Here is a 25,701-nt window from a genome sequence, read left to right on the forward strand (position 1 = left end):
TCGCTCAGGGAAACGTGATGAGAAGCTGCTACAAAGCCAGTGAGCGGCAATTGTAAACTATAAGTATATCTACTGTATGGCAGCACGGTTATTTAATTTTTCTGGCAAAATAAGCAGTTAATAAATTGAAAAGCAACCTGTAATAGCATATAAGCTTTACTACTTTATACTACAAACAAACTGCACTAATGTTTTCCGGTAGCTCGGGCTCCAGTTTTGCTGAGTCAGGTGCCAGGTAATGGCCGCCTATACTTTGGGTCCGGGTGAGGCAAGCTTCTAAAATAAGACTGGAGGTAGTAAGCATGTTTTGTAGTTCCTGTACGGCAGCCGAAAAGGTTCCGCATTGCTCCAGTTTATAGTTTAGTTCAGCCAGTTTTGTTTTCGCAATCGTCAGCCCTTCAGTTGTACGTACAATGCCGGCATATTCCCACATCAACGATTGCACCTCCGTTTTTATTTCACTTACGCACGCATCGCTGCAGGTATCAGGCAAACTATAGACAATGCTTTTAAAGCACGTAAAACGCTGTTTTGCATGTAAAGCAGCATGTGCAGCCGCCGCCCTGCCAAATACAACGCCCTCCAGCAACGAATTGCTTGCCAGCCTGTTAGCCCCATGCACGCCGGTGCAAGCCACTTCGCCAACGGCATATAGTCCGGTAATAGTGGTTTGGCCCTGCAGGTCTGTCTGTATGCCTCCGCACTGGTAATGCGCCGCCGGAATAACAGGTATCAACTCAACTGTCGCATCTATGCCTATACTCTTACATTTGCTGTAGATGAACGGAAACTGCTTTTGCAGATGGCCCGCAGGTAAACGGGTTGCATCCAGGTATAAACAGGGAGAATTATGTACATGCATTTGCTCGTAAACCGCTCTGGCAACTATATCGCGCGGAGCCAGCGAGCCCTGCTCGTGGTACAAATGCATAAAGGCAGTGCCATCCGGTAACACCAGTTCTGCGCCTGCGCCACGCAAAGCTTCACTTATCAAAAAGGTTTCTTTAGATGCCGGGTTGTAAAGTGCCGTCGGGTGGAACTGGAAGAACTCCATATTTTTGATAGCAGCACCTGCCCGGTAAGCCATAGCCAGTCCGTCGGAGGTAGCTATAGTTGGATTGGTTGTGTGCTGGTACACCTGCCCAGAGCCGCCTGTTGCCAGCACTACTGCTTTGGCCAGTACAGCTCTGTACGTGCTTTTTTCAAGGTCAAGCACCCGCAGGCCATAACAGATTGTTTCCTGGTAAGCGCGCTGTGTCAGCAACTCGATGCCCATATGGTGCTCCAGAATAGTGATGTTCGGGTGTTGCTGTGCTGCTTTGCTGAGTGCCTGCTGAATGCTTAAACCGGTATGGTCTTTAACGTGAGCAATGCGGTGCTGGCAATGCCCGCCTTCCAGGCCCAATGCTATAGTTGCGTCTGGTTCGCTATCGAAATGTATACCTTGTTGCTGCAACCATTTTATACTTTGTGGCGCGCGCGCTACCATCCATTGCACGGCATGTTCGTCGCAAAGGCCAGCGCCCGCTGTCAGCGTATCCTGCACATGTTGCTCAAAAGAATCGACTGCGCTTAAAACTGCCGCTATTCCGCCTTGCGCATAAGCCGTGTTGGTTTCGGACAGGTTGGTTTTGCTGATGAGCAGTACCTTACCTTTAGCTGCTGCTTCCAGGGCGAAGGTCAGGCCGGCGATGCCACTGCCCAGTACCGCGTAATCAAAGTATAATGAGTTCATATATTATTTCCCTGCGCTCTCCTTTAACAAGAGAATGTTTTTAATTATTTATCGCTCCGGCACATAAAACAGTAAATAACAGCGCTTAACGCAGTATGTAACTACAGCCAACAGCTATGTTGCTGCTGTTACACGTTCGCTTCCTGCTTCAGGAAAGGGTTGGTCAGGAGAAAGCCAGCATTCGCTCGATCGGGATGAGGGCACGTTTGCTTATCTCTTCTTCCAGGGTTATCTCAAATAGTTTTTCTTTTTCAGAACCGATAGCCCGCAACGCATCCAGGGTGCGTGGTATGGTTATCTGTTTCATGTGTGGGCACTTGATGCATGGTACGATGAATTCCTTATTTGGATACATACCGCGTAAGGTTGCTCCCAGGTCACACTCCGAACCAAGTATAAACTGCTTACTTTCGCTTTCGCCCACAAAACGGATAATGTCAGAGGTGCTGCCAACGATACCACCGGCTCCTTTCAAGGCATCGGTCACCGTATCGTCCGGAACCTCCCAGTGCACCAGTACCTGCGCTTCAGGGTACATCAGTTTAAGACCGTTAATACGTTGTGGCGTAAACTGCTCATGTACTTCGCATTTGCCTTCCCAGAGTATAAGCTCTTTGCCGGTTTCGGCTTTTATTTTGGTCTGCAGGTTGCGCCCCATGTACAGGTCCGGCAAAAAGATGAGCTTGTCGCCACCCAGGGAGCGGGCAATATCCATGGCGTTGCGGGAGGTGCAGCAGATGTCGGCTTCGGCTTTGGTTTCGGCGTAGGTGTTGATGTAGGCCACTACCGGTACACCCGGCCATAGTTTCTTCAGCAACCGCACGTCTTCTCCGGTTATACTTTCTGCTAGCGAGCAGCCGGCATCAAAACTTGGCAGCAATACCTGTTTTGCCGGGTTCAGGATCTTGGCCGTTTCCGCCATAAACTTTACCCCACAGAAGATTATATAGTCCGCCTCCACTGTTTTGGCCGCCACACTCAATCCCAGCGAATCGCCAACAAAATCGGCAATGCCGCCATCTTCGTGTTTTACCTGCAGCTCTGCTGGCATGTAAAAGTGGGACAGAACTACTGCGTTATGCTTCTTTTTCAGTTCGCGTATTTCTTCTACGGCATCCAGTAAAGCGGCTTCATCTTGTTCGGGCAGGGCAACAGGTTCCATGGCTCTGAGTTTTTCAGAGAAAGTGCCCCGTGTTTGGGTAGTAAGCATTTTGCGTTGTGTGTTTGTGTTAGACTAAGATGCTAATATTGTTATAGTTAGGTAAGAACTATAGTTTACTCTTTAATCCTGCGTCAGGGATTGTTTCTTTTGGCAGCTCTTCGTGCAGGTTGGTTATAAAAAATTTCCCCGAATTAATGCCGTCTACCAGCGTTTGTATGGTTTTAGAATCAAACACCTGTAACAGTTGGTTGCGATAGGCCTTTATTTCATTGTGTAACGGGCAAGGGTGCAAATCAGAGCACATCTTCATGCCCATGCCACATTTCCGGAAAGCTTCCAGTCCATCAATCGTTTTTACAACTTCTAACAGGCTGATCTCGCTGGCCTGCCGGTGCAAAAAAAAGCCGCCACCCGGTCCTTTAACCGAGGCTATCACCCCTTTGCGAACCAGGTCCTGCAGTATCTTGCCCATAAAATGCGCGGGCAGCTCCAGCTCCTTGGCTATTTCCTTGATGCCTGCTTTCAGCCCCTGCGCATCACTCAGGGCGATGTACACAATGGCACGCAGGGCATATTCCGCAGTTTTTGATAACATGAGAATCTGTTTAAACGTCTAACACTAACACGGCTGCAAAGGTACTATTTCCCTTCCAACTGCCGCATCCCTTCTTCCGTGATCATTTCGGTAGACCACGGCGGCGACCACACCAGGTTAACTTTTACATCCAGATTCGGAAAACGTTTTAACAGGATCTGTTCAGTTGCATTTGTAATAGTGCCGCTCATCGGGCAGCCGGGTGTTGTCAGGGTCAGCTCTATTTCAAGCACGTCGCCATCCAGGCTCACACTATAGATCAGCCCCAGGTCCACTATATTTATACCCACTTCAGGGTCGATGATGTATTTTAAGGTTTCGTAAACTTCATTTCCGAAGTCTTCAGACACTTGCGTTTCCATAGGAAAATGGTTTTAGTTCCTGAACTTTATGCATTAGCAATTGAAACACATTGGCTGTGTATAGCAACGATGTGATGGTAAAGCCGATAGCACCGGCAAGGATGATCTGTTGGTTGTGCAGCAGCACTCCGGTTACCAGCAGTACATACCCTACCAGGTAACTATAGTTTTGTAAACGCTGCAAGGTATGGTTGTAAAGGTCTTTTGGCAGCGGGGTTTTAAACTTGCCTACATGGTCTTCGTAAGCGTGCATCCAAACTATAAACGGCAAGGTTTTAAAGGTCTGTCCAAGTATAATAGCTGATATAAAGCCCAGGAAAACCGAGATGCCATACACTAAATAAACTGCTGATAAAAGCTGCTGTGGCAAAGCTACCTTACTGCTAACAATAAACACCAGCACGATGGGTACTACCAGCAAAGCGAGCGCGACAAAAGTCTGTTTCATGCCCAGGTCCACGTCATGGCGCTGGCGGGTTTTGCTGGTTTCGTAAATAAACAGCATAAACAGCACAATACCAGCAACCACCAGGCCTGCATAAACCGGCACCAAAGCCGTGTGGAAGAACAGGTGATCGAAAATGAAAAACACCAGCCCGGCATTGATCAGGTTATAGCTCCAGTTCAGTTTTTTGGTGCTCTCGGCATGGGCCAGCAAAAACATCGGGATCAGTTTAGAGCCTACTCCTATTATCAGCAGCAGGAACCAACCGGCCATACCAATGTGTGCGTGCAGTTTCAGGTAATGGGTGTGCTCTACCGGCAGAAAAGCTATTGTAAAGTTCAGCACCATGATCAGCCCAACTATACCCGTAACCAGCAGCCAGATAGCCGAAGTAACTATAAAGTCAGATTCGATGGTCCATTTGGGTGCCAGCCGCGCGGTCTGGATAACGTTGATATTGAAAAGGATAAACGAAATGACCAGGCTACAGGCGGCGACATGCATGGGCCAGCCCAGTTCGAAATGCCAGAAGCACCAAGCCAAAAGTATAGTACCTGCTCCTAAAAACCCGAAAGCTATAGTTGCCAGCTTTTCAGAGTATAGTTTACACTCCAGTACCACCGGCAATAACTGGTAAAGCGCCCCGAAAATAAGCATGGTGGCCCAGCCCAGCACCGCTACGTGCGTTAAGGTCAGCAGTTTTGGGTGAAAGTAGTGCCCGCCAAAAGCATCCGTAGAGAAAAGCAGTAAAATACTTAGCGCTACAAAAGCCAGGGCTGCAAAAGCGTAGTGCGGCAGCACAACCCATTTGCCCGGCGAATTGGATGTAGTGGCAGTGCTCATCGGTTTGTTATTTATAGATCAGTAAATCAACTTGGTTAGGGCCGATCTCTTTTATAGTTATGTTAAAGCCACGGTCCTGCAGCTGGGGTAATAAAAACTGTGGCACACGTTTATGTACTACGTATAGTACCTGGTTGATTGGCAAAACCTCCAGCTCGCCAAGTATGGTTACCATAGGCTGCGGCATTTCCATGGCACGCACATCAATGCGTTTTACGTTGCCGGCAAAGCGGGTCATTACCTCCTCAAAGCTATTTTCCTGGGCTGCTATAGTTGCATCGGCTTCAGGCTCAGGTGTGTTCTCCTGCCAGAAGTAAGTATAAACCAGGTTCTCATGCTTCACATCAGTCCAGAAACTATAGCTTTTCTTTTTCAGGATGGCGATGAGTGGCGTTGGCTCAAAAGTGTTGATGATCAGCAAGGCATTGTTTTCCTTTATTTCATCTACTGCGCTCATGATCTTTAAAAACGGATCGTTACCGGTGGCTATATCTTCGCGCACATCCAGGGTATGTATGTTTGGCTCGGGTAGTTGTGCCAAGTAAGCCGGCATGGCAGTAGTTGTTGTTTCAGGTGTCTGCATTGTTGTCTGGTTTGTGATATTTCCGTTATTGGTTTCGCTGACTATAAAGCCCAGTGGGGCAAGCTTTTCATAAAACTGCTTTACATCGCAGCCACCTATGCGGGCCGCATCGGCTATAGTTACCCTCGATGCCAGAATTTTGCGCAGCACCGGGTTACGCAGTTTCTCGAAATGCTTGTTTATACCAGCAATCGCATCTATGGCGGCAGGGTTTTCTTTTATCAGCGCCGATATTTTGGTGTTGGCAGCTATGTTCATGGCTATTCGGCCTGCGCTTTTTTTGTCCAGAACTCAGGGGTAAAATTATCCATACGCGGATCGTGTTTGTGGCTCAGCAGCTCTCCTACCAGTTCCAAATCATCAGAGTGCGCCACAGATTGCAGGTACGGAAACAGCTCGCGTTCTTCCCAACGGATGTGGTCGGTCAGGTCCTGCTCCAGCACTTTAAACAGGTCTTTGTTCATCGGGCTGCCGTCTTCAATCAACTCAACCAGCGAGTGCAGCAAACGGTGTTCTTCCTCCAGGCGGCCCCGCACGGTGTCATCGGCTTTCAGCAGTCTTTTCAGCACCCATTCTTCTTCGTCGCAATGCGCTTTTAAAATAGTATCCCAGAAATAGCGCACATAGGCACGCATCAGGCTCAGGTCGGTTCCGTTTTTCAGCCCCTGACGAAGCTTCCAGCAGAACAACAGGCCAAAGTGGTGTTCCCGCGACAGCGGTACTAAACTTTTATCTCTTTTTTGGGGAGTAATCGCCTTTTTCATGGCAGTGGTGGGCAGTGCCCGTTTTGTAATTTCTAAACCAGGTAGTTACAGGAAATCAGGATCAGCAGGATTTTTTTTAATCGCAGGAAAAGTATAGTTGGTAATCCTGCCAATCCTTCAAGCCCGTAAACTATAGTTCTACTTCACTACTTCTTTTTCCATTTCCAGCGCTTTCGGGAACAGGATGTTGTTCTCTAAGTGGATGTGACGGAAAAGATCATCTTCAAACTCCTGCAGTTTTTTGAAAGCTACAGTATAAGTAGCGCAGGCATCAGCAGGCAATGTATAGTCGTTGGTCAGCTCACGGATCATTTCAAGCTCGCGGCCGGCATGGTCATGCTCCATTTCCATCATGTTTATCGGGTTCTGGATAGATCCGAAGGCAGCAGGCTCCATTTTCACACCGCTTTTCCTGGCTTCGTCCAGCTGTTTGATGTACGGGAACAGCACGCGCTCCTCTTTCGGCATATGCGACTCCAGCTCGTTGGCTACATTGGTAAAGTGTTTCACTACCTCCAATAGCTCAGGGTGGCGCTGGCCGTGTACGCGGGCAATTTTAGTGGTGTATTCATATAAAGCAGGGATGGCTTCACGCACATACTTATGGTGCATGTTCACGATATAGTCTGCCAGGAAGCCCGGTTCCCACTTATCATATTCTGTTTCGCGCGCTTTTTCAGTTGCATCCAGGGCCAATAGTTCCTGCTCCAGCTGATCTTCACTGATACCTTTCTCTTTGCACACCTGCTTCACAGACTTTTTACCGCCGCAGCAGAAATCGATACCGAACTTTTTAAACACCTGAGCCTTGCGGTAATCCTTTGCTACCAGTTCGCCTACCGTCTCGCCTTCTTCAGGTGTTAGTTTACTGATGCGTACCTCCCAGATCTCAGGTCCCTGGTCCAGGTATTCCCACTTAAATATGTTGCCGCGCTCACCTAGTAACTGGTAGTAAAGTGGTTTCGGGTCGTGGTCGTTATGTATCACAAAAGATTCCCCACCTTTCAGGGCATCAAACCATTCAAAAATGGTTGGGTGCTTCATGCGTGGTTCCAGAACGGTAACGTCTAATTTTTTTTCTGTAAGTTGTGTGGTTTCCATATTGGTTATTTTTTGTTGTTGTAATCAATCACCGGCGTAAAGGTATAAGACGATTTTTTAAAATAAAAGATAAAAAGGTATTTTATTATTTTATTCAACGTGTTACCTTTACAACAGGTTCATTAACAAGCAGATTTTACTTTTAAAATTATTTTTAAGGGGTGCAAACAGCAACTATAATTTTGATTTACAGCCACTTAAATTAATTACACAAGTTTACCACTATCCTGAAGGGGCAAAAATGACCGAAGTCATTTATTTGAGTGACCTTGCTCATTAAGGGTCGGGTTTATAGTTGATAGCTTAGTGAACTCAAAGTATAGCGGTTTTATATATAGCCGTTCTGGTTGCTGCCTGCACCCTATAGTTTTATAGTTAGTATTTGTGGCACAACTATAGTTAACGGCCCTACCGGCATACAACCCGCCGCAGGCAAAAGCGCAAAACATTAATCCGAAACCCTTAAAAATTTATAGAGCTACCCCTATGAAGAAAAGTAAGAGAACTGCCGGCCTGTCCTTCGCCCGGCACTTTACCACCGCAGCGCAAAATGCCTACGACATGTTCCGTTACGAGCTCCGCTCCTCCACTATCCGCAACCCGACCGGCGATGTGGTAGCAGAGCTGAACGACGTGGAAGTACCTGCACAGTGGTCGCAGATCGCGACAGATATCCTTGCTCAGAAGTACCTGCGTAAAGCTGGCGTACCTCAGGCCGATGGTAGAACCGGTGCTGAGAGATCTGCAAAGCAAGTGGTGCACCGCCTGGTAAAGTGCTGGCAGGACTGGGGCACCAAGTATGGTTATTTTGCATCCGAAAAAGATGCGCAGGTGTTTTATGATGAACTGGTATATATGCTGCTGGGTCAGTATGCTGCTCCTAACTCGCCGCAGTGGTTCAACACCGGGCTTTACAATTCCTATGGTATTTCTGGCAAATCGCAGGGCCATTATTATGTAGACCCCGACACCGGCAAAATGAAAGAGTCGACCTCTGCTTTTGAGCGACCGCAGCCACATGCCTGTTTCATACTTTCGGTGCAGGACGACCTGGCACAGAAAGGCGGCATTATGGATTTGCTGGTGCAGGAAGCGCGGGTATTTAAGTATGGTTCTGGTGTGGGCACTAACTTTTCGAATATCCGGGGTAAAGAAGAAGCTTTATCTGGTGGCGGAACCTCGTCGGGGCTGATGTCTTTTTTAAGGGTGAGCGACCGCGCAGCCGGGGCTATAAAATCGGGAGGCACCACACGCCGGGCCGCTAAAATGGTGTGCCTAGATTTAGATCACCCTGAAATACAGGAATTTATAAACTGGAAGAAGGACGAAGAGAAAAAAGTAGCTGCCCTTATTGCAGCCGGGTACTCCGGTGACTTTGAAGGCGAAGCTTATAATACGGTATCAGGCCAGAACTCCAATAACTCGGTACGGGTACCAAATTCGTTCTTTAAAGCGCTGCACCAGAACGGCGACTGGCACCTGACTGCCCGCACCAATGGCAAAGTGCTGAAATCGATACCGGCCTGTAGTTTATGGAACCAGATAGCCGATGCAGCCTGGGCCTGTGCCGACCCGGGTCTGCAGTTTGATACAACTATAAATGAGTGGCATACTTCTCCGGCGGAAGGCAGAATAAATGCCTCTAATCCGTGCTCGGAATATATGTTCCTGGACGATACGGCCTGCAACCTGGCATCGCTGAACCTGCTACGCTTTTACGATGAAGAAAAACAAAAATTTGATGTAGCCGCTTTTGAACATGCCTGCCGACTATGGACAGTAGTTTTGGAAATATCGGTACTGATGGCGCAGTTCCCTTCAGAAGCTGTAGCGCAACGCTCTTACGACTATAGAACTATTGGTTTAGGCTATGCCAACTTAGGCGCGCTGCTGATGGTGCAGGGCCTGCCTTACGACAGCGCCGAAGCCCGTGCGTTGTCGGCTGGTATCACCTCGCTGATGACCGGAACGGCTTACCGCACATCCGCTGAAATGGCTGCCTGTCTGGGTGCTTTTGCCAAGTACGACCAGAACCGCGACGCCATGCTGCGCGTGATCCGCAACCACCGCTTTGCTACCTACAACGAAGCCGAAAACTATGATAAGCTAAGCATTAAACCGCACGGCCTGGACCAGCAACTTTGCCCGGATTACCTGCTGAAAGCAGCCCAGAACTCCTGGAACGAGGCCCTGGCACAAGGCGAAAAATATGGCTACCGCAATGCACAGGCCACTGTAATTGCCCCAACCGGAACTATAGGTTTGCTGATGGACTGCGACACGACTGGCGTAGAGCCGGATTATGCGCTCGTAAAATATAAAAAACTGTCAGGTGGCGGTTATTTCAAGATCATCAACCAGTCTATACCAAGTGCGCTTACCAGGCTGGGCTATAGTTCGGAAGAGATAGATGCCATCGTAAACTATGCAAAAGGCCATAGTACACTTGTAGGCGCACCACACATCAACCCGGAAACCCTGCTCCAAAAAGGCTTTACGGAAGAAGAAATTACCCTGCTGGAAGCAGCTCTGCCAAAAGCCTACGATCTGTCGTCGCTCTTTAATGTGTATACACTTGGGGAGGCTTGCCTGGAACGGTTAGGCTATAGTTCGGAACAGTACCAGAAGCCCGGATTTAATTTGCTGCAGGAACTTGGCTATAGTTTAACCCAGATAGAGGAAGCGAACGATTATGTAGGTGGCACCATGACCGTAGAAGGCGCGCCTTACCTGAAACCGGAACATTACGCTGTTTTTGATTGCGCCAACCGTTGCGGTAACAAAGGCAAGCGCTTTATCCATGCCGAAGGGCACATTAAAATGATGGCTGCCGTGCAACCGTTCATATCAGGCGCTATTTCTAAAACAATCAACCTGCCCAACGAAACCACTGTGGAAGAAGTGGCGCATTGCTACGAACTGTCGTGGGAACTGGGCCTGAAAGCCTGCTCTATTTACCGCGATGGCAGCAAACTTTCGCAGCCGCTCACCTCAAAAAGCAGCAGCACAGAAAGCGAGGAAGCATCCGAAGAAAAGGCAACTATAGCCGAAGCGCAATTTAACGCCGAACAGGTGTTACAGGCTGCCAAAGCCATACTTGCTGATGCTACCAACAACGGTTTCCGGGAGGAACTGACACGCATGGTAGAACGCCGCAAACTACCAGACAAACGCAACGGATTTACCCAGAAAGCAAAAATTGACGGTCATACGGTTTACATCAGAACAGGCGAGTATGCTGATGGGTCACTTGGCGAGTTGTTTATAGATATGTATAAGGAAGGGGCCTCCTTCCGGTCTATTCTGAACTGCTTTGCCATCTCGGTTTCGCTGGGGCTGCAGTATGGCGTACCGCTGGATGAGTTTGTGAACCGCTTTACCTTTACCCGTTTTGAGCCGGCAGGCCGCGTGGAGCATCCGAACATAAAATCAGCCACATCAGTGTTCGACTATATTTTCAGGATGCTGGGCTATGAGTACCTGAACAGAAAGGACCTGGTGCATGTGCACCCCGAAGAACCGGAAATCATAGATGAAAAACCTGCTACAGAGAACTTACCGGAGCAAGCGGTAACTATAGTTTCTGAAACTTCAGCTACAAAAAGCAATGGAAAAGGCTACTCAGTTGTTACACAAAGCAGAACAGTTTTGATGGAGCAAACGCAGCAGGTGCTGGCCAACATGATGGGCGACGCCCCGATCTGTAACGTGTGCGGCCACATAACTATACGCTCCGGCACCTGTTATAAATGTTTGAACTGCGGCAATAGTTTAGGCTGTAGTTAACAAGTATCACCTCACCCCAGCCTCCTAAAAACAGGGGAGGTTTTATAAAAAAGCTTCCCTGTTTTTAGGAGGGGGTTTGGGGGAGGTTATTACGTTCCAGACAATATTTAAGTAACTTGCAACATGACGGAAAAGAAAGATATACTGACTTTAGAAGATGTAAAATTGCTGGTAGATACCTTTTACACTAGGGTAAGAGCCGATGAGTTGCTGGGGCCGATCTTTGACGAACGCATACAGGACCGCTGGGCGAAGCATTTGGATATTATGTATCGTTTCTGGCAGACTGTGTTGCTGGAAGAACTTACGTATCAGGGTAGTCCGGGTACAAAGCATATTACCTTGCCGGTTGGCGCTGAGCATTTTGACCGGTGGATCAGTATTTTTTTTACAACTATAGATGAGCTGTTTACCGGCCATAAAGCAGAAGAAGCAAAGTGGCGTGCCCAGAAAATGGCCGACATGTTCGCCAGCAAAATCGAATTTTATAAGCAGAACAAAGGCAGAACCATCCTCTAAAACTCAACTATAAATGAACTCCGAACAGTATCTCATATTGCTGACTTTTTTATGGGTTGGCTTTGTAAGCGCGATCAGTTTTATGGAAGCCTGGCTCAAGTTCAGGGCACCTGGCGTTACCTTACCAATCGGTTTAAGTATAGGCCGCCTTATCTTTCGCGGAATGAACAAAGTGGAATGGTTCTTCGGACTGGCTTCTCTGGTGTTGATTATCGGTAGTGGCAGCCTAGGTATTACAACGTCCTTTCTCCTGTTCATACCTATCGTAGTTCTGCTTTTGCAAACTACCTGGCTGTTACCTGCCATGGATAAACGTGCTGAAATGGTTATTTCGGGTGCAGAGTTACCTAAATCTGCTTTACACTTCTATTACATTGGGGCTGAGCTTGTAAAGGTTGTTCTGTTATTCGCATTCGGTGTTACGCTGCTCGGAAATCTGTAAACGGCAAGTGGTTTTGCAGAATATATCTGACTACGCTTTCTTCATAACAGATGTAGTTTTAATTTCAGCGGTTACGCTTAAGGTTTGCAGCTGCGAGATAAAGAACAGAATTAACCCAACTGGCAAAAGTATACTTACTCCGAAAAGCATTTCGTGATAGTTTGCTATAGTTCCGGCTCCCGCCCAATAGAAAACACCCTGCAAAAAAAGCAATGCTTCGCTGCTGATAAAGCCTGTAATAAACAGACCAATCCCCAAACGGCTCATCGTTGATTTAAAACTAAGCCAGCCCTGCTGAACACAAAAAGCAACTATAAAAAAGCTTACAAAGCCGATCAGTACCAGGTGCAGATAACCGATAATAAAATGGCGAATAGTATATGCCAGGTCGGCCATGTACGGGAAAGCTGTTGAGAACTGCATTAAAACCTTAAACACAAAAGCAGTTGCAGCCAGTAAAACAATAGCTCTGCTCCAGGTACCAAATAAGCTAAGCAATTGCCTTCTAACCGACCAAATTATAGCTCCAAAGAACACCAGCGCTACCACTTGCGCTAGAGCTGCAACTCCACCCACTAGGTAAACTATAGCATGCGGTTTTATCCAGAGCACAGACAGTAAGTATGCTGGCAGACACGCCCAGAACATCAACCTGAAAAACAGCAAACTATAGTTCCGGTTAAAACTGATGTTATATTTTTCGGGTAGCCAGAACAACAGGCCAAACACAGCAAAGGTCAGCCAACCGTTGTAGAGAAAGTGCAGGTAAAAGTAAATGGCATTATAGTATAGTTCAGAACCGCTGTGCCCGGTAGCCATAATAGGCCCCATAGCCCATGGCCCCAGCGACGAAAGCGCGAGGAAAAACAGGGCAGCCTTCACAAACCGGAACGACAAACTATAGCTACCAGCACTTACCTTTGCGGCTTTTGAATCTTTTAAAAACCGGTAAATAAACCAGTAAGTGATTAAAATGTGGGCCGTAGAGAAAGTAATGGAAACTGCCGCATAGCCCTGCACCGGAAAACTCAATAGCATACCCAGTACCGCTACCTGCGCCAGCCAGAATTGCCACCTATAAACGGCTTTGTCGCGGAAAGAGGCTGGCAGGTAAGTGTGCAGTAATGCTATAAAAAGCACCGGAAAAAGCCAGCCCAACAGCGCTACATGCGAGTGTGCATGCAACAGGTACTTATAGTTGAGGCCGGGAATAGGTGCTACAAACGTATAGCGCAGCACCAGACCCAGCAAGGCAATAATAACCAGGCTGAGCAGGGCACTTAACAGGGGCAGTCGCCACTGGCCTATTGCTATAGTTGCTTTAGTTGAGGTCACAGCCACTATTTAAAATAAGTTTGATACTCATCGAGCCTGGATGCCAGTTGGTCGCGGGCAGTTACGGCTGCTTTCTGATCTGTTGTATTCATGGCTTTTACATCGTCCAGCATGGGCACCAGGTAAACATGCAGCATATCGTGTTCCGGGCCTTCCATACGGCATTCCTTAAATACCTCATCAAACCCAAGCTGCAGTACGTTGCTAAGTTCGTTTACCACTTCCAGGTCATTGGCATCGGGCTGCCGCAGGTGGTCCTGCATCAGTTGCTGTAGTTGCTGTATGTTTTCGTTGGTAGCAGCATCGGCCTGCCAGCGCTCTGTTCCGTTCAGGGAAAGTTCTGATTGGGCAGCGTGCACCTTGCTATGGCCGGCTTCTTCGTTGTGCTGGTGCGTGCAGGAAAAAAGCAGACTTACTGCAACTAACACTACAAGGTAAAATCTCATAATCACCGATTTAAGTTTACAAATATACCATCCAAATTACACTGTTTATCTAACTTAAACTATAGTTTCGCGGGCTGTAAGCGCTTCGCGCACTAAGCTAATAAGGTCTTGTTGCAGGGCATGGCTGCGGTCTTTGGCATACCATAGTTGCACCTGCTGCACCAGTTCGTCGTGGCCTGCATCCGGGTTTCCGGCTTTAAACTGAACTACCTGTTGCTGAATGGCTGACGGGCGAGAGCCCCAGGTAAATAAGCGTTCACCGGTTTCAGCATCTTCGCAGATCAGTTTTGGTATCGATTTGCTTCCGTTCGTCAGGCAGGTATTCATCAGTTCAGGGTTTTCGTCGCGCAGCAGTACGGTCAGGGTTATGCCTGGTGTTTGCTCGGCAATGGCCGTAATGGCAGGCAGCAACTGAGCACCATCACCACACCAGCTTTCAACCAGCACCAGCCAGTTCCAGTCCTGCTTTTTTTGAACAAGCAGCGCGCTGAGTTCAGGCTCTATTACAAACTGTTTCTCCACGCGTTTCATGCGTTGCTGGTTCAGTTTTGTAAAATTTATCCGTTGCTCTGTCTGCTCATCGCCGGTTGTTTTTCCCTGGGCAACAAGGTCTTCTGTTAAGGTTTTAAATTGCTGGTAGGTCATCGGGTTTACCAGTTCGCTATAGTATGTTTCTGCAGTTGTCATGATGTGCTTTTTTACCCTGCAAGTATAACACAAACAGTAAACCTATAAAGTGATACAAGTCACTTATACTAAGTATTTTATCAGTTCACCCACGTGGTACTCATATTATAGATGGTAAATGACGGAAGTCACTTTTGGGACTGATGATGCTCATTTCTGACACTGGTAACTATAGCTACATTGCAGGATGTTTTAGTACCAACGTTTACGCTTATGGCAGATCGTATCATCAGTACATCGTTCGGAATAAAGTTGATCTATGGAAGCCTTTTTGTGTGCTTCCTGTTTTTTACGGCTTTCGTTTATACCTCCCAAGTACCTGATACGACTTCGTTACCTACCCGCGAATTAGCCTTGCAGGGCAAACATATCTGGCAGAAACAAAATTGCGGTGCCTGCCACCAGTTCTACGGTTTGGGCGGCTACATCGGCCCCGATGTTACTAATGTAATCTCTGCAAAAGGCAAAGGAGAAACCTATGTACGCGCCATACTTACGCACGGCACCGCTACCATGCCCAACTTTAACCTTACCCTGAAAGACATAGATGCGCTGGTTGCTTTTTTGCAGGAGGCGGACAAAACAGGTAAATCTGAAAGACACCATTTTATGGCCGACACCTATGGCCAGATACACCCAAAAGGCAACAAGCCTCCACAAAAATAACCCCACGCATGAGCAAGTCTCTTGGATTTTTAAGTATAGCCACCGGACTTTGCTTCCTGGTAGCAGGTATTGTATTCGGTACGTTGGGCGGTATCTTTTACCTCTTTCCGCAGGATCTGCGCGACCTTTTGCCCTTTACCAAACTACGGCCGCTGCACGTCTCATCCATAATTTTCTGGATACTTTTTACAGCCATTGGCGGCTTGTACCTATACTTACCGAAACATAAAAACAGGCTGGCTACCAAACTGGGGCTGGGTCAGTATATGCTTCTTTTTACGGCGGCAATAACTATACTTGGCTGCTATGTGGCTGGCATTTTTGGCGGCCGCGAGTACTGGGAGTACCCGCCTGTGCTTGGCGCTTTAATTGCGGCATCGTTTGTACTGCTGGGTATCAATTTTTATAAAAGTATCCGGCACAAGCCTGCAACCGAGCCCTGGCCTGTTTACCGCTGGATGTGGTTTTCCGGTATCCTGTTCTTCATCTTATCCTTTGCCGAATCGTATTTGTGGCTCATCCCCTACTTTAAGCAAAACCTGGTGCGCGACATGGCCGTGCAATGGAAATCATACGGCTCGCTGGTAGGTTCCTGGAACATGCTGATAAACGGAAGCGCCCTTTTTGTGATGGAAAAGATAAGCGGCGACAAAACCGCAGCCCGCAAGCCACTCACTTATTTTATGTTTTTCCTGGGCTTGTTTAACCTCATGTTTAACTGGGGCCACCACATCTACAGCCTGCCTGTCAGCAACACCATTCGCTACACGGCTTATATTGTGAGCATGACGGAGCTGCTTATACTTGCCAAAATTATCTGGAACTGGCGCAGCAGCCTTACCCATGCCAAAAAACACAGCCACATACTGGCCTACCGCTTCTTTACTGCCGCCGATATCTGGATACTGCTGAACCTGGTAATGGCTATACTTATGTCGGTGCCGGCCATTAACCTTTACACGCACGGTACACATATAACGGTAGCACATGCCATGGGCACAACTATAGGTATAAATACCATGTTGCTGCTGGCCTCAGTATGTTATGCCTGCAAGCGCTTCCTGGGAGATTTTACCGCATCCAAACTAAAACTGCTCAACCGCGGCCTCTACCTGAGCAACTTTTCACTGCTCATTTTCTGGGTTGCCCTGATCGGGGCGGGTATAAGTAAAACAGTGCTCCAGACCGGAAATCCAAACCTGCCCCATGCCCTGCTCATGCAGCAGCTTGTACCGTGGTTTGTGGGCTTTGCCGTGTCAGGTTTCGGTATCGCATCCGGCATTATACTTATCATCTGGCCCCTGCTGGCATCCATACTTAACCGGAAAAACAAACAACAACTTCAAAAACGACAATTACAGCCATCCTAATCATGAATCATACAACCGTACAACAACCAACCCGCCGCTTCGAACCTGGCAATCTGCAAGTGGCTTTCTGCACCAAAACAAACGACGAGCTAAAGCTGGCCAATTTCCTGTTTACCATGATGGGGAAACCTGCGCTGGTAAAAATGGGTGGCGTGGCAACTAACTGGGGGCTAAAAATGGGCCTGCCTATAAAAGGATTGATCCGGAAAACGGTATACAGGCATTTTTGTGGCGGCGAAACCGTTCAGGAAGCCCAGGAGGTGGTGGCCAGGCTGGCAGCTGCCCGCGTGCATACCGTGCTGGATTATGCCGCCGAAGCCCAGGAAACCGAAGCTGGTTTTGATGCCGTTCGCGATGAGATACTGAGAAATATTGCCCTTGCCGATAAACTTAAATCTTTTTCGTACCTGAGTATAAAGCTTACCGGTATAGGCCATAAAGATATTTTTGAGAAACTACAGGAAAAAAGGTTGCTGACGGAGGCTGAACAGGCCGCTTATACCCGTACCGAACAGCGCCTGGATGCCGTTTGCAGTGCCGTAGCCAAAGCCGACCTTACCCTGTACATTGATGCCGAAGAAAGCTGGATGCAGGACCCGATGGATAAGCTGGCCGAGCAGATGATGGTTAAGTATAACAGAAACAGGGCCGTGATCTTTAATACCCTGCAAATGTACCGCGTAGACCGGGTTGCGTACCTGCAGGCCTGCCTGAAACGTTGCGCAGAAACCGGGGTAATTGCTGGTATAAAAATAGTGCGCGGTGCGTACCTGGAAAAAGAACAGGAGCGTGCCCGCAAGTATAACTATAGTTGCCCGGTGTTTACAGTTAAAGAAGATACCGACCACAGCTTTAACCAGGCCATTGATATCACCCTGAACCACCTGCAACAGGCCGAACTCTGCGCTGCTACCCACAATGAGTACAGCACCACATACCTCACCAAGCGCATCCGGAAAGATAACATCGAGAACCAGCAGAAGCGGATCCATTTTTCGCAACTATACGGCATGAGCGATAACCTGACCTTTAACCTGGCCGATGCCGGTTTTAACGCATCCAAGTATGTGCCTTACGGCGATGTTGCCACAGCTGTACCTTACCTTATCCGGAGGGCTGAAGAAAACACCTCTATAGCAGGGCAAATGGGCCGTGAGCTAAGTATGCTGCAGGAAGAAATGCGCCGCCGCAAACTATAGTTTACCTTACACTGCTCTTTTCATGGCCCTGACCGTTCAACTACAGTCAGGGCCATTTTATTTTGCCTGAACAGGAAGCATACCCTCAACTATAGTTTACTGTAACTCCCTCAGCTGCAGCACGTTTTTATAGCTTAACCAAATACTACAACTATGAAAAAGCTACTGATTATAGCACTTGGAGTTTTCGCGTTTGCCTGTGGAGATACCGGTAATAAAGAAAATGAAACCACCAACGATGCCCCCGCTACTGAAGAAGGTATGGATGCCGGCGCCGGCGAAGATGTATCGCCACAGTTGGAGGTAGATGATGATTCCGCACGCCTGGAGGTAGATACCATTTCTACAGCCACCGAAGCAAACGAGCAGAAACAATAAAAAAAGAGCGCAGGGGTGTAGCCCTGCGCTCTTAAAAATCACCAAACATTTAAACTTACAATACTATAAATCTCTTTTCGAGAAAATTCTTCTGGAACTGAACAGCGGCAAAATAACCCAAAGCAGCAACAACCCAAACGCTAACCCGATACCCCACAAATTGCCCAGCAAACTCTTGTAAAGCGCACCGGTATAGCCCATCAACGCCGACACATCCAGATTTAGCAAGACTATAATTCTGCCCAGGTCTATCGGGTTAAGTGCTGTCAGGGTAAGGGTAGTTTTCTCTAGTGGATAATCGCTGAACGAGTAAAGGATGAACAGCACAATACCATCGTAGATCAGGGCAAAATAAAACCACAACAACAGCGCTATACCTATTCCTTTAGCTTTATCGCGGGTTATAACCGATGCCAGGAACGCCATCGCCACAAATATAAACGTGATAAAGACGCCCGTCAGTACCAGGTATAAGCCAGTTATAGTTGCCCCAAAAAGCAGCATCGGTATGCCTACGCCAAGTACAAATGCCCCGGAAAGGGAACAGGCCACCCCCAGGTATTCGCTCATAAATATCTTCTTGCGGTTGATTGGCTGCGCTACCAGCAGTTCCATAAACTCATAAGAGTTGTAAAAATGCGTAGTAGCAAACACAATGCTTATCAAGGGCACGGTTAGCAGCACCAGGTTCAGCAGGCTAAGTATAGCTTTGTCGGGGCTGCCGCCCAGGTTAAATAAACCGAAAGAAAGTAACAGCAGAAACAAGGTATAAGCCAGTACAATCTTATTACGGATGATGTCGTAGAAAACGTATTTTATGATCTTGTTCATGGCTTAGTCCTCCTCGTTCAGAATTTTGGCAATGGCGCGGCTCAGACGGCTTTCCTGCGTCTGCAGTTTAATGTCAGCTATCGTTTCATGGAACTTCACTTGTCCGTCTACCAGGCACATCACTTCATCGGCTACTTCTTCCACCTCGCTCATAATATGGGATGTGATAAGTATAAGCTTCCCTTTCTTCTTTTCTTTCAGTATTTTGCTTTTCAGTATCTCTGCTGAGATCGGGTCGAGGCCGGCGGTTGGTTCGTCCAGGATCAGAATCTGCGGGTTAAACATAAAGGCAAGTGCGGCACTTACCTTCTGCTTGGTACCACCCGATAAGGACCCCATGCGCTTTTCATACATGTCTTTCAGCCCATACAACCCGATCAGCTCTTCATCTGCCTGCTTCACATCTTTCCGTATGTCGCGGATCATATCGATCACCTGGCGGATTTTCATGTTTTCGGGGTAGCGGCCAATTTGTGGCATGTAGCCTATCTGGCTGCGGTAGGCGTGTTTTTTAACTATACTTTCGCCGTTAACTTTAATATCGCCGCTGTCGGGCAGCACCATGCCAAGTATAGCTTTGCTCATGGTGGTTTTGCCAGAGCCGTTAGGTCCGATAATAGATATAACCCTGCCAGCGCCAAAACTGACGTTGATATCTTTCAGAACCTGCAGCTTACCGTACGACTTGCGTAAGTTTTCTATCGTTATCATAATCTATCTTCCTCATCATCGGCTGTTCATCTATCAGGCTTTCCGGTATAAAGCTCGGCAGCACTTTTTCAATGTTATCCAGCATATCCACCATAAAGCTACGCATAAACATAACAGATGGCGGCACTTTCTCTACCAGCATCGAGTACAGGCTAACCGGGCGATACGGCACATCTCCTACCCTGTTTTTATCCAGGTCGTAGCCAGTATACTTGTCCCAGTAGTTGTTCTCGAAGTGGTTCATATTGGAGTTGCCGTTTGTGCTCACATCAAAAGAGTTACCTGTAAAGTTGTTCAGCTTAAAGGTATCATCTATGCAGCTGCTCAGTAACCGTATGGCCCAGCCGTTCTTGTCAAATTCGTTCTTTTGTATATCCAGGCGGCTGGAGCTTTCCATGTAAATGCCGGTGGTATTTCTTCGGAACGTGTTACTTTTAATAACGCTGGCTGTTATCTCTTTTAATAACAAACCATAGGCGGCAGCACCCCAGTTACCTTCAAACGTGTTATGCTCCATCCGGATGTTGTGGGTATACATAACGGCCACGCCGGCACCGTTTTTACGGAAGGTGTTATGCGTGTACACGTTGCCATCCGAGAACATGAAGTGCAGCCCGTAGCGCAAGTTAAGCTGGCTCAGGTTATTCTTTACTTCGCTGTCCTGCACAAACTCCAGGTATATGCCGTCGCGGTGGCCGCTTACTTTGTTGTTGCTGATGTCGGCGTTGTTGCAGTACCATAAGTGTATGGCATTGCCCAGCGCCGATTCGTTTAAGCCTGTTACATCGCGACCGCTCACCACATTTCCTTTTATCACGCAGTTATCGGAGTTTTGCAGGTAAATACCAAAGTATGTATTCAGGATAATGTTGTTCAGGATGCGGATGTTGCTACGTTCTACCACGCGGATGGCGGCATCATCCTGGCGGTAACTGGTTTTAATATTTTTAAGGGTAAGGCCTTCTATAGTTACATTGTCTGCTACAACCGTTATTATCTGGCCTTTATAGTTTCCGTCTATCACCGGCTTGTTCTGACCAAGTACCGTCAGCGGTTTATCAATTACAATTCCATGTTCCCGGTACACACCTCCCTGTATCAGCACGGTATCGCCGGCCTTTGCCTTTTTTACCGCCTGTTTTACCGACGTGTAGGTACAGGACTGACACACCTTAAGTGTACTGCCGAAAGCAAGAGGAGCCCACAGCAGCATCACCAAAGTGCTTACTATAGTTAAAATATGTTTATTCGGGTTTTTCATTATTTTTAACGGCTTTAACCGCTTCGTTCCAGGTTAGCAGGCGCCCGCCATACTCCTGTTGCATTTTTGTGGCTGCAGCTTTATCGGCTACGGCCGTCATGTAAAATCCCATTGGGCTTGGCAGCGCTTTAGATTGCAGGTATTGTGCATTTTTGGCATCTGTCAGGTTACCGGGGTTAGTAAAATCACTTACCAGTAAAAAGGCAGCTTTTTCGGCCAGCTCGGGTTGCTCGTTTACATAAGCCATCAAACACTCCGCCGAGTCGAAAAAGTAAGCTTTGCCTTTGTCGTTTACCAGTTCGGCCCCGTACCGGTTATCGGCTACGGTCATGTTGCAATGCGCACAGTTGGCAGCGCCATACGGTATGGGTTTTTGCTCTGGTGCACAGCTAACTATAACACAAAGTATCAACAAAAGGCCAACTATAGTTGCAACTGGTTTCATGCGGCTGAATGTACTGGTGTATTTGCTACTTTTTTTTTGGCTGTTCTGTAGCTCAGATAAAAGGCAAGTATACCAAATAAAATTGCCAGGAAGATGCCTAAACTGCCCAGGGCCGGTAACGAAAGGGCCTCAAAATTAAGCAACGTTTTACGGCCAAGCAGCGGCGGAATATAGGTCATGCCGGGTACTTTTATAGGCGCTTGCGGGCTTAAGTTGGTACCGAATTTAACCAGCCATAGATAAAAATCGAATATACCGGCTGCACCGGCTCCCATTAATAGTCCCGTCCAGGCCCCGGCTAAGTTTCGTTTGCCTATCAGTGCTATCAGTACACCGGTAATCATAAACGCGATCACGATGTAAGGCATAAATTTGAGCTCAGCAAAAGACTCTGCATGGATCGGTTCCATACCAATGTAGTGGTTCAGGATATTGAAGTTTTGAAGGACACTTTCTGAACTGCCGGATATTTTGTTTACCCAAATATGCATTTCAAGACCTTCGGGGTATTGGGGGGCTTTGAGGTAGATCTTCCACATCGGGAATAAAAACAGCAAGCCAAGGGATAGTGCCGCAATGATCATCAGCACTCTGTGAAAAGCTTTCATCCTTTTATAGGTTAAGGTGAAATGTTTTAAAAAAATTCAGCGGAGGCTACCGGGGGCAACCTCCGCTGATTTGCCCAGTTAAAGCACTATTTAGTTGATGCTACTCCTGGAATATTCTGTTTCTTTTTACCGGTCGAGAATTTGATCGGCACGTTGGATCCTTTTGGAGATACCCTGATGTATCCCTGCATTTCCTGGTGCAGCGCAGAGCAGAAGTCAGTGCAGTACATTGGGTAAACACCTGCTTTTTTAGGTACCCATTTCAGGGTTTGTGTAGCGCCTGGCATAATCAGGGTTTCTGAAGTGTTGGCACCCATTACGGCAAATCCGTGTGGTACATCCCAGTCCTGCTCCAGGTTAGTTACGTGGAAGTAAACGGTATCTCCAACCTGCACACCTTCAATGTTATCTGGTGTAAAGTGGCTTCGGATAGAGGTCATCTTCGCGTGTACTACATTGCCTTTGCGGGTTACATTGGCTTCGCTTTCTTTTCTAGCTGCCTGCGGGTGCTTGTTCTCATCCAGTTTGTGGAACTTAACACTGTTTGGCGCCACCTTGTTGGCAACTATAGCCTGGGCGTAGTGTGGTTCAGCAACAGTCGGGAAGTCAAGCAGCAGTTTCATTTTCTCGCCAGAGATGTCGATCAGCTGGGCAGCGTGCGCTAACTCAGGTCCGGTTGGCAGGTAACGGTCTTTTGTGATCTTGTTCATCGCAACCAGGTACTTGCCATATGGCTCTTTTGTATCGCCACCAGGTATCATTAAGTGACCAACTGAATAGTATACCGGAATTCTGTCTACCACTTTCAGGTCGTTCAGTTTCCATTTTACAACTTCAGAAGACACGAACATTGAAGTATAGGCGTTGCCTTTGCCGTCAAACTCAGTGTGCAATGGTCCTAAGCCCGGCTCTTTTACTTCGCCTTTCAGTACAGACTCGTACTTAAGTACTGGGATACCGTTTTTCTCACCATCGAACGCTTTGTTTTTGATAGCATCCTGCATTTTAGCAAAAGAGAACACCGGAATAGCTGAGGCCAGTTTACCACTTACAACCATAAACTCACCTGATGGGTCTACGTCGATACCGTGTGGTGATTTAGGTGCAGGCAGCAGGTACATCATACCAGGGCACTCTTCCGGCAGCAGGTAACGTACATTTTTCTTCACAGTAGATTTGGCAGTATGCGTGCCCTTATCCATTTTGTTGTGATAGTAGTTAGCCGGCATTTCGTGCAGTTTACCTTCTTTGGCATACTTGGCAGCCAGTTTCCAGTTAATTGCAGCCAGGTAATCCTTATCGTTCTGAGAAGCACCAATCTCTTTTAATGTACCGGCTTTTTCAGAGTTATACGTTGTAAAGAATACCCAGTCTTCTGAAGGGCCTTTGCCACCGTTAGCTAAGTCGTAGTCGAAACCTGGTACCAGAATCTGGAAATCAAGCTCCATGTCGCCTTCTTTCGGATCGATCTTGATGAAAGAGATAGAGCCACGGAATTCTTTTTCGTAATTCTCCAGCGACACATCGCTTGTACCACCTTTCATATCCAGCGGAACAGAGAAACGGGTACCTGCAATTACATACTCGTTGTTGTTGGTTGGATAAGGCGAGCAGTGGTTACCAGCAGAGTTAGGTATCTCCATGATCTCCACAGTCTCGAACGTTTTCAGGTCGATACGGGCAACGCGTGGCGTGTTGTTACCATTCACGAATAACCAGCGCCCGTCGGTTGTTCCGTTTGCACGGGACAGTTTAGGGTGGTGCAGGTCATCCCAGGGCACAAAACCGTGCGAGGTGTTCAGCATGGCCTTGGTTTCCTCGTTGTAACCATAACCGTTCTCGGCGTGCTGCGAGAACACCGGTATGATCTTTAACAATCGGCCGGAAGGTATGCCGTACACAGACACCTGTCCGTTAAAGCCACCTGACAGGAAGGAGTATAACTCATCGTGCTTGCCTGGTGCTACATACACTGCCGAAGCAGCATCAGAAGACAGGGCATCGGCGGTGGCACCACCGTTGCCGCTACCATCTGACTTGGAACAGCTTTGCAGCGCTGAGCCGGCCGCGATAGCCATCAGCAGGGCGGCCTTAGGCGCTGCGGTTTTTAGTTTATTGATCAGAGTTTCCATATGATGGATTATTTAGCTATTGTTTCTTTTTTTAAAGCTTAGCTAGCTTTGTCGTTCTTTCTCAGGAATTCAAGTATAGCTCTTGCATCCTGCTCGTTAACGTTCTGGTTTGTCATCTGAGTTAAGTGCTCAGCTAACAGTTTTTTAGCAGTCGGGTCCTGCTTGGTCATTTCTTCAGGGTTGATGATCATGTTCATGATCCACTCTGGTTTGCGACGCTCGGTAACACCAGCCAGGCCAGGACCAACAACTTTCTGGTCAGATAACTGGTGGCAGGCAGAGCATTTACCTTCGAACAAAGTTTTACCGGTACCGGCAAGGGCTTCGTCAATGTCAGCGCCTACTTCTACAGTAGTTACAGGGCCTACGCCTTTGCCATCATCGGCAGCAGCTGTTTCTTCTGTGGCTGCAGCTTCATCGGTAGTCTGCTCTTGTGCCAGGCCTGGCTCTTCGGCTGCATCGGCACCCTGGTTCTCGTTCTCACCTGATGAGCAGCTGAAAAGAGCGGCGCTGAAAAACATTGCCATCATACCAAGTTTCACAGACTTCAGTAAGTCAGTAGTTAGGGAGGTTGTTACTTTGTTAATCTGGTTTTTCATGATTTTTAAAACTTAAATTGTAAGTGTATAAACATAGGGTGGTGATTGTTTACATAGCAAAAGTATGCTTCAATCTGCACCTATTAAAAGACCTTTATCTCTTTTATTAATGACCTTTGTCATCTTTTCTTGTATAATGGCTTCTCTGAACAATAAGCTTATGGTACGTCTGGTAAAACTGTAGGTTATTTTTACTATATTTTTCCTTGGTTGTATTATGAATTTGGCAATACGGTAAACTTTAAGGCTACTTATCCGTTTTTTTAATGCAATACAGTTTTACACTATAAACTATAACAAACTATGGAAACACAAGATTTGAAAAAGGAAGCACAGGATCTGAAGAATAAAGCCGACAGAATGAACCCGGACCACAGAGAAGGCCCTGTTGCCCGAACTATAGAAGAATATACTGCCAAGCTACCATCTGATTTATTTTTATGGGCAGCGCTGGGATCTATGGCAGTATCGGCTACACTTAAAATTATGAAGAAGGACGATGAAGCCCTTTTTGTAGGTCAGTGGCCTGCCCCATTCCTGCTGCTTGGTTTATATAACAAGATCGTAAAAGTAGAAGGCCACGATAAAGTGGATAAAGGCAACCGTCGTTAAGACAAGCGCTTTACTTACTCTTTTAAAACAAAAGCCCCGGCCAACTATAGGCGGGGCTTTTGTTTAAAGGTAAAAAATGAGGCG

The 25,701-nt window shown here is 47.4% G+C and carries 26 protein-coding genes; 8 read left to right on the forward strand and 18 right to left on the reverse strand.

All coding sequences use genetic code 11. The features are described 5' to 3' along the window. Positions 1-169: 169 nt before the first annotated feature. The 8 genes from nadB to ric all read right to left on the reverse strand — a co-directional run bounded on the left by nadB (position 170) and on the right by ric (position 7,590). On the reverse strand, positions 170-1,735 hold the full coding sequence (nadB, locus tag GWO68_RS07640; protein ID WP_162345844.1) for an L-aspartate oxidase: 1,566 nt from the start codon (positions 1,733-1,735) through the stop codon (positions 170-172). 163 nt (positions 1,736-1,898) lie between these two features. Beyond that, positions 1,899-2,945, reverse strand: a complete 1,047-nt coding sequence (gene nadA / locus GWO68_RS07645; protein ID WP_162345845.1) for a quinolinate synthase NadA — start codon at positions 2,943-2,945, stop codon at positions 1,899-1,901. A 58-nt stretch (positions 2,946-3,003) separates the two neighbouring features. Then, a complete protein-coding gene (locus GWO68_RS07650) occupies positions 3,004-3,492 on the reverse strand; it encodes an RrF2 family transcriptional regulator (RefSeq protein WP_162345846.1) in 489 nt (162 codons plus the stop codon). 44 nt (positions 3,493-3,536) lie between these two features. After that, complete coding sequence (locus tag GWO68_RS07655) at positions 3,537-3,854, reverse strand: metal-sulfur cluster assembly factor (protein ID WP_162345847.1); 318 nt, start codon at positions 3,852-3,854, stop codon at positions 3,537-3,539. Further along, the gene (locus tag GWO68_RS07660) at positions 3,835-5,142 is read right to left on the reverse strand and encodes a hypothetical protein (RefSeq protein WP_162345848.1); all 1,308 of its coding nucleotides are present in this window, start codon (positions 5,140-5,142) and stop codon (positions 3,835-3,837) included. The genes GWO68_RS07655 and GWO68_RS07660 overlap by 20 nt, the downstream gene beginning before the upstream one ends. Positions 5,143-5,149: 7 nt before the next feature. Beyond that, a complete protein-coding gene (locus GWO68_RS07665) occupies positions 5,150-5,983 on the reverse strand; it encodes a DUF2249 domain-containing protein (protein ID WP_162345849.1) in 834 nt (277 codons plus the stop codon). A gap of 2 nt (positions 5,984-5,985) precedes the next feature. Then, a complete protein-coding gene (locus GWO68_RS07670; RefSeq protein WP_162345850.1) occupies positions 5,986-6,489 on the reverse strand; it encodes a hemerythrin domain-containing protein in 504 nt (167 codons plus the stop codon). A 138-nt stretch (positions 6,490-6,627) separates the two neighbouring features. Continuing rightward, positions 6,628-7,590, reverse strand: a complete 963-nt coding sequence (gene ric, locus GWO68_RS07675; RefSeq protein ID WP_162345851.1) for an iron-sulfur cluster repair di-iron protein — start codon at positions 7,588-7,590, stop codon at positions 6,628-6,630. A 486-nt stretch (positions 7,591-8,076) separates the two neighbouring features. Between ric and GWO68_RS07680 the strand changes: the two genes are divergently transcribed. The 3 genes from GWO68_RS07680 to GWO68_RS07690 all read left to right on the forward strand — a co-directional run bounded on the left by GWO68_RS07680 (position 8,077) and on the right by GWO68_RS07690 (position 12,337). Continuing rightward, positions 8,077-11,376: a vitamin B12-dependent ribonucleotide reductase gene (locus GWO68_RS07680; RefSeq protein WP_162345852.1), complete on the forward strand. Its 3,300-nt coding sequence runs from the start codon at positions 8,077-8,079 to the stop codon at positions 11,374-11,376. Between the two features lie 123 nt (positions 11,377-11,499). Then, positions 11,500-11,895, forward strand: coding sequence for a group III truncated hemoglobin (locus GWO68_RS07685; RefSeq protein ID WP_162345853.1), 396 nt, complete (start codon positions 11,500-11,502; stop codon positions 11,893-11,895). Between the two features lie 13 nt (positions 11,896-11,908). Beyond that, entirely contained in the window at positions 11,909-12,337 is a 429-nt protein-coding gene (locus GWO68_RS07690) for a hypothetical protein (RefSeq protein WP_162345854.1), read from the forward strand. Between the two features lie 30 nt (positions 12,338-12,367). On the opposite strand, the gene GWO68_RS07695 is transcribed toward GWO68_RS07690, so the two are convergent. Genes GWO68_RS07695 through GWO68_RS07705 form a run of 3 tightly spaced genes read right to left on the reverse strand, consistent with a single transcriptional unit; the run spans position 12,368 to position 14,805 of the window. Then, positions 12,368-13,672 carry a hypothetical protein gene (locus tag GWO68_RS07695; RefSeq protein ID WP_162345855.1) on the reverse strand — a complete coding sequence of 435 codons (1,305 nt, stop codon included), beginning with the start codon at positions 13,670-13,672 and terminating at the stop codon, positions 12,368-12,370. Between the two features lie 5 nt (positions 13,673-13,677). After that, the gene (locus tag GWO68_RS07700) at positions 13,678-14,118 is read right to left on the reverse strand and encodes a hypothetical protein (protein WP_162345856.1); all 441 of its coding nucleotides are present in this window, start codon (positions 14,116-14,118) and stop codon (positions 13,678-13,680) included. A gap of 54 nt (positions 14,119-14,172) precedes the next feature. Next, entirely contained in the window at positions 14,173-14,805 is a 633-nt protein-coding gene (locus tag GWO68_RS07705) for a thioredoxin family protein (protein ID WP_162345857.1), read from the reverse strand. Between the two features lie 213 nt (positions 14,806-15,018). On the opposite strand from GWO68_RS07705, the gene GWO68_RS07710 reads away from it, so the two are divergent. The 4 genes from GWO68_RS07710 to GWO68_RS07725 all read left to right on the forward strand — a co-directional run bounded on the left by GWO68_RS07710 (position 15,019) and on the right by GWO68_RS07725 (position 18,418). Next, positions 15,019-15,471: a c-type cytochrome gene (locus tag GWO68_RS07710; protein ID WP_162345858.1), complete on the forward strand. Its 453-nt coding sequence runs from the start codon at positions 15,019-15,021 to the stop codon at positions 15,469-15,471. 8 nt (positions 15,472-15,479) lie between these two features. Beyond that, positions 15,480-16,841 (forward strand): cbb3-type cytochrome c oxidase subunit I, encoded by a 1,362-nt coding sequence (locus GWO68_RS07715; protein WP_162345859.1) that lies wholly within the window; start codon positions 15,480-15,482, stop codon positions 16,839-16,841. A gap of 2 nt (positions 16,842-16,843) precedes the next feature. Next, positions 16,844-18,040 (forward strand): proline dehydrogenase family protein, encoded by a 1,197-nt coding sequence (locus GWO68_RS07720; protein WP_162345860.1) that lies wholly within the window; start codon positions 16,844-16,846, stop codon positions 18,038-18,040. A gap of 153 nt (positions 18,041-18,193) precedes the next feature. Beyond that, a complete protein-coding gene (locus tag GWO68_RS07725) occupies positions 18,194-18,418 on the forward strand; it encodes a hypothetical protein (protein WP_162345861.1) in 225 nt (74 codons plus the stop codon). A 63-nt stretch (positions 18,419-18,481) separates the two neighbouring features. On the opposite strand, the gene GWO68_RS07730 is transcribed toward GWO68_RS07725, so the two are convergent. The 7 genes from GWO68_RS07730 to GWO68_RS07760 all read right to left on the reverse strand — a co-directional run bounded on the left by GWO68_RS07730 (position 18,482) and on the right by GWO68_RS07760 (position 25,005). Further along, positions 18,482-19,249 (reverse strand): ABC transporter permease subunit, encoded by a 768-nt coding sequence (locus GWO68_RS07730; RefSeq protein ID WP_162345862.1) that lies wholly within the window; start codon positions 19,247-19,249, stop codon positions 18,482-18,484. Positions 19,250-19,252: 3 nt separating this feature from the next. Continuing rightward, complete coding sequence (locus GWO68_RS07735) at positions 19,253-19,960, reverse strand: ABC transporter ATP-binding protein (protein WP_162345863.1); 708 nt, start codon at positions 19,958-19,960, stop codon at positions 19,253-19,255. Further along, positions 19,923-21,221, reverse strand: a complete 1,299-nt coding sequence (locus GWO68_RS07740) for a nitrous oxide reductase family maturation protein NosD (protein ID WP_162345864.1) — start codon at positions 21,219-21,221, stop codon at positions 19,923-19,925. Before GWO68_RS07740 ends, GWO68_RS07735 begins: the two co-directional genes overlap by 38 nt. Beyond that, a complete protein-coding gene (locus GWO68_RS07745) occupies positions 21,205-21,666 on the reverse strand; it encodes a nitrous oxide reductase accessory protein NosL (protein WP_162345865.1) in 462 nt (153 codons plus the stop codon). Before GWO68_RS07745 ends, GWO68_RS07740 begins: the two co-directional genes overlap by 17 nt. Further along, positions 21,663-22,274 (reverse strand): hypothetical protein, encoded by a 612-nt coding sequence (locus GWO68_RS07750; protein WP_162345866.1) that lies wholly within the window; start codon positions 22,272-22,274, stop codon positions 21,663-21,665. The genes GWO68_RS07745 and GWO68_RS07750 overlap by 4 nt, the downstream gene beginning before the upstream one ends. Before the next feature lie 86 nt (positions 22,275-22,360). Then, positions 22,361-24,406, reverse strand: a complete 2,046-nt coding sequence (gene nosZ / locus GWO68_RS07755; RefSeq protein ID WP_162345867.1) for a Sec-dependent nitrous-oxide reductase — start codon at positions 24,404-24,406, stop codon at positions 22,361-22,363. Positions 24,407-24,444: 38 nt separating this feature from the next. Next, positions 24,445-25,005: a c-type cytochrome gene (locus GWO68_RS07760; protein WP_235941985.1), complete on the reverse strand. Its 561-nt coding sequence runs from the start codon at positions 25,003-25,005 to the stop codon at positions 24,445-24,447. Between the two features lie 303 nt (positions 25,006-25,308). Between GWO68_RS07760 and GWO68_RS07765 the strand changes: the two genes are divergently transcribed. Further along, positions 25,309-25,617 carry a hypothetical protein gene (locus GWO68_RS07765; RefSeq protein WP_202923700.1) on the forward strand — a complete coding sequence of 103 codons (309 nt, stop codon included), beginning with the start codon at positions 25,309-25,311 and terminating at the stop codon, positions 25,615-25,617. Positions 25,618-25,701: the final 84 nt, after the last annotated feature.

The organism is Pontibacter fetidus (assembly GCF_010119545.1).
GTDB classification, from domain to species: domain Bacteria; phylum Bacteroidota; class Bacteroidia; order Cytophagales; family Hymenobacteraceae; genus Pontibacter; species Pontibacter fetidus.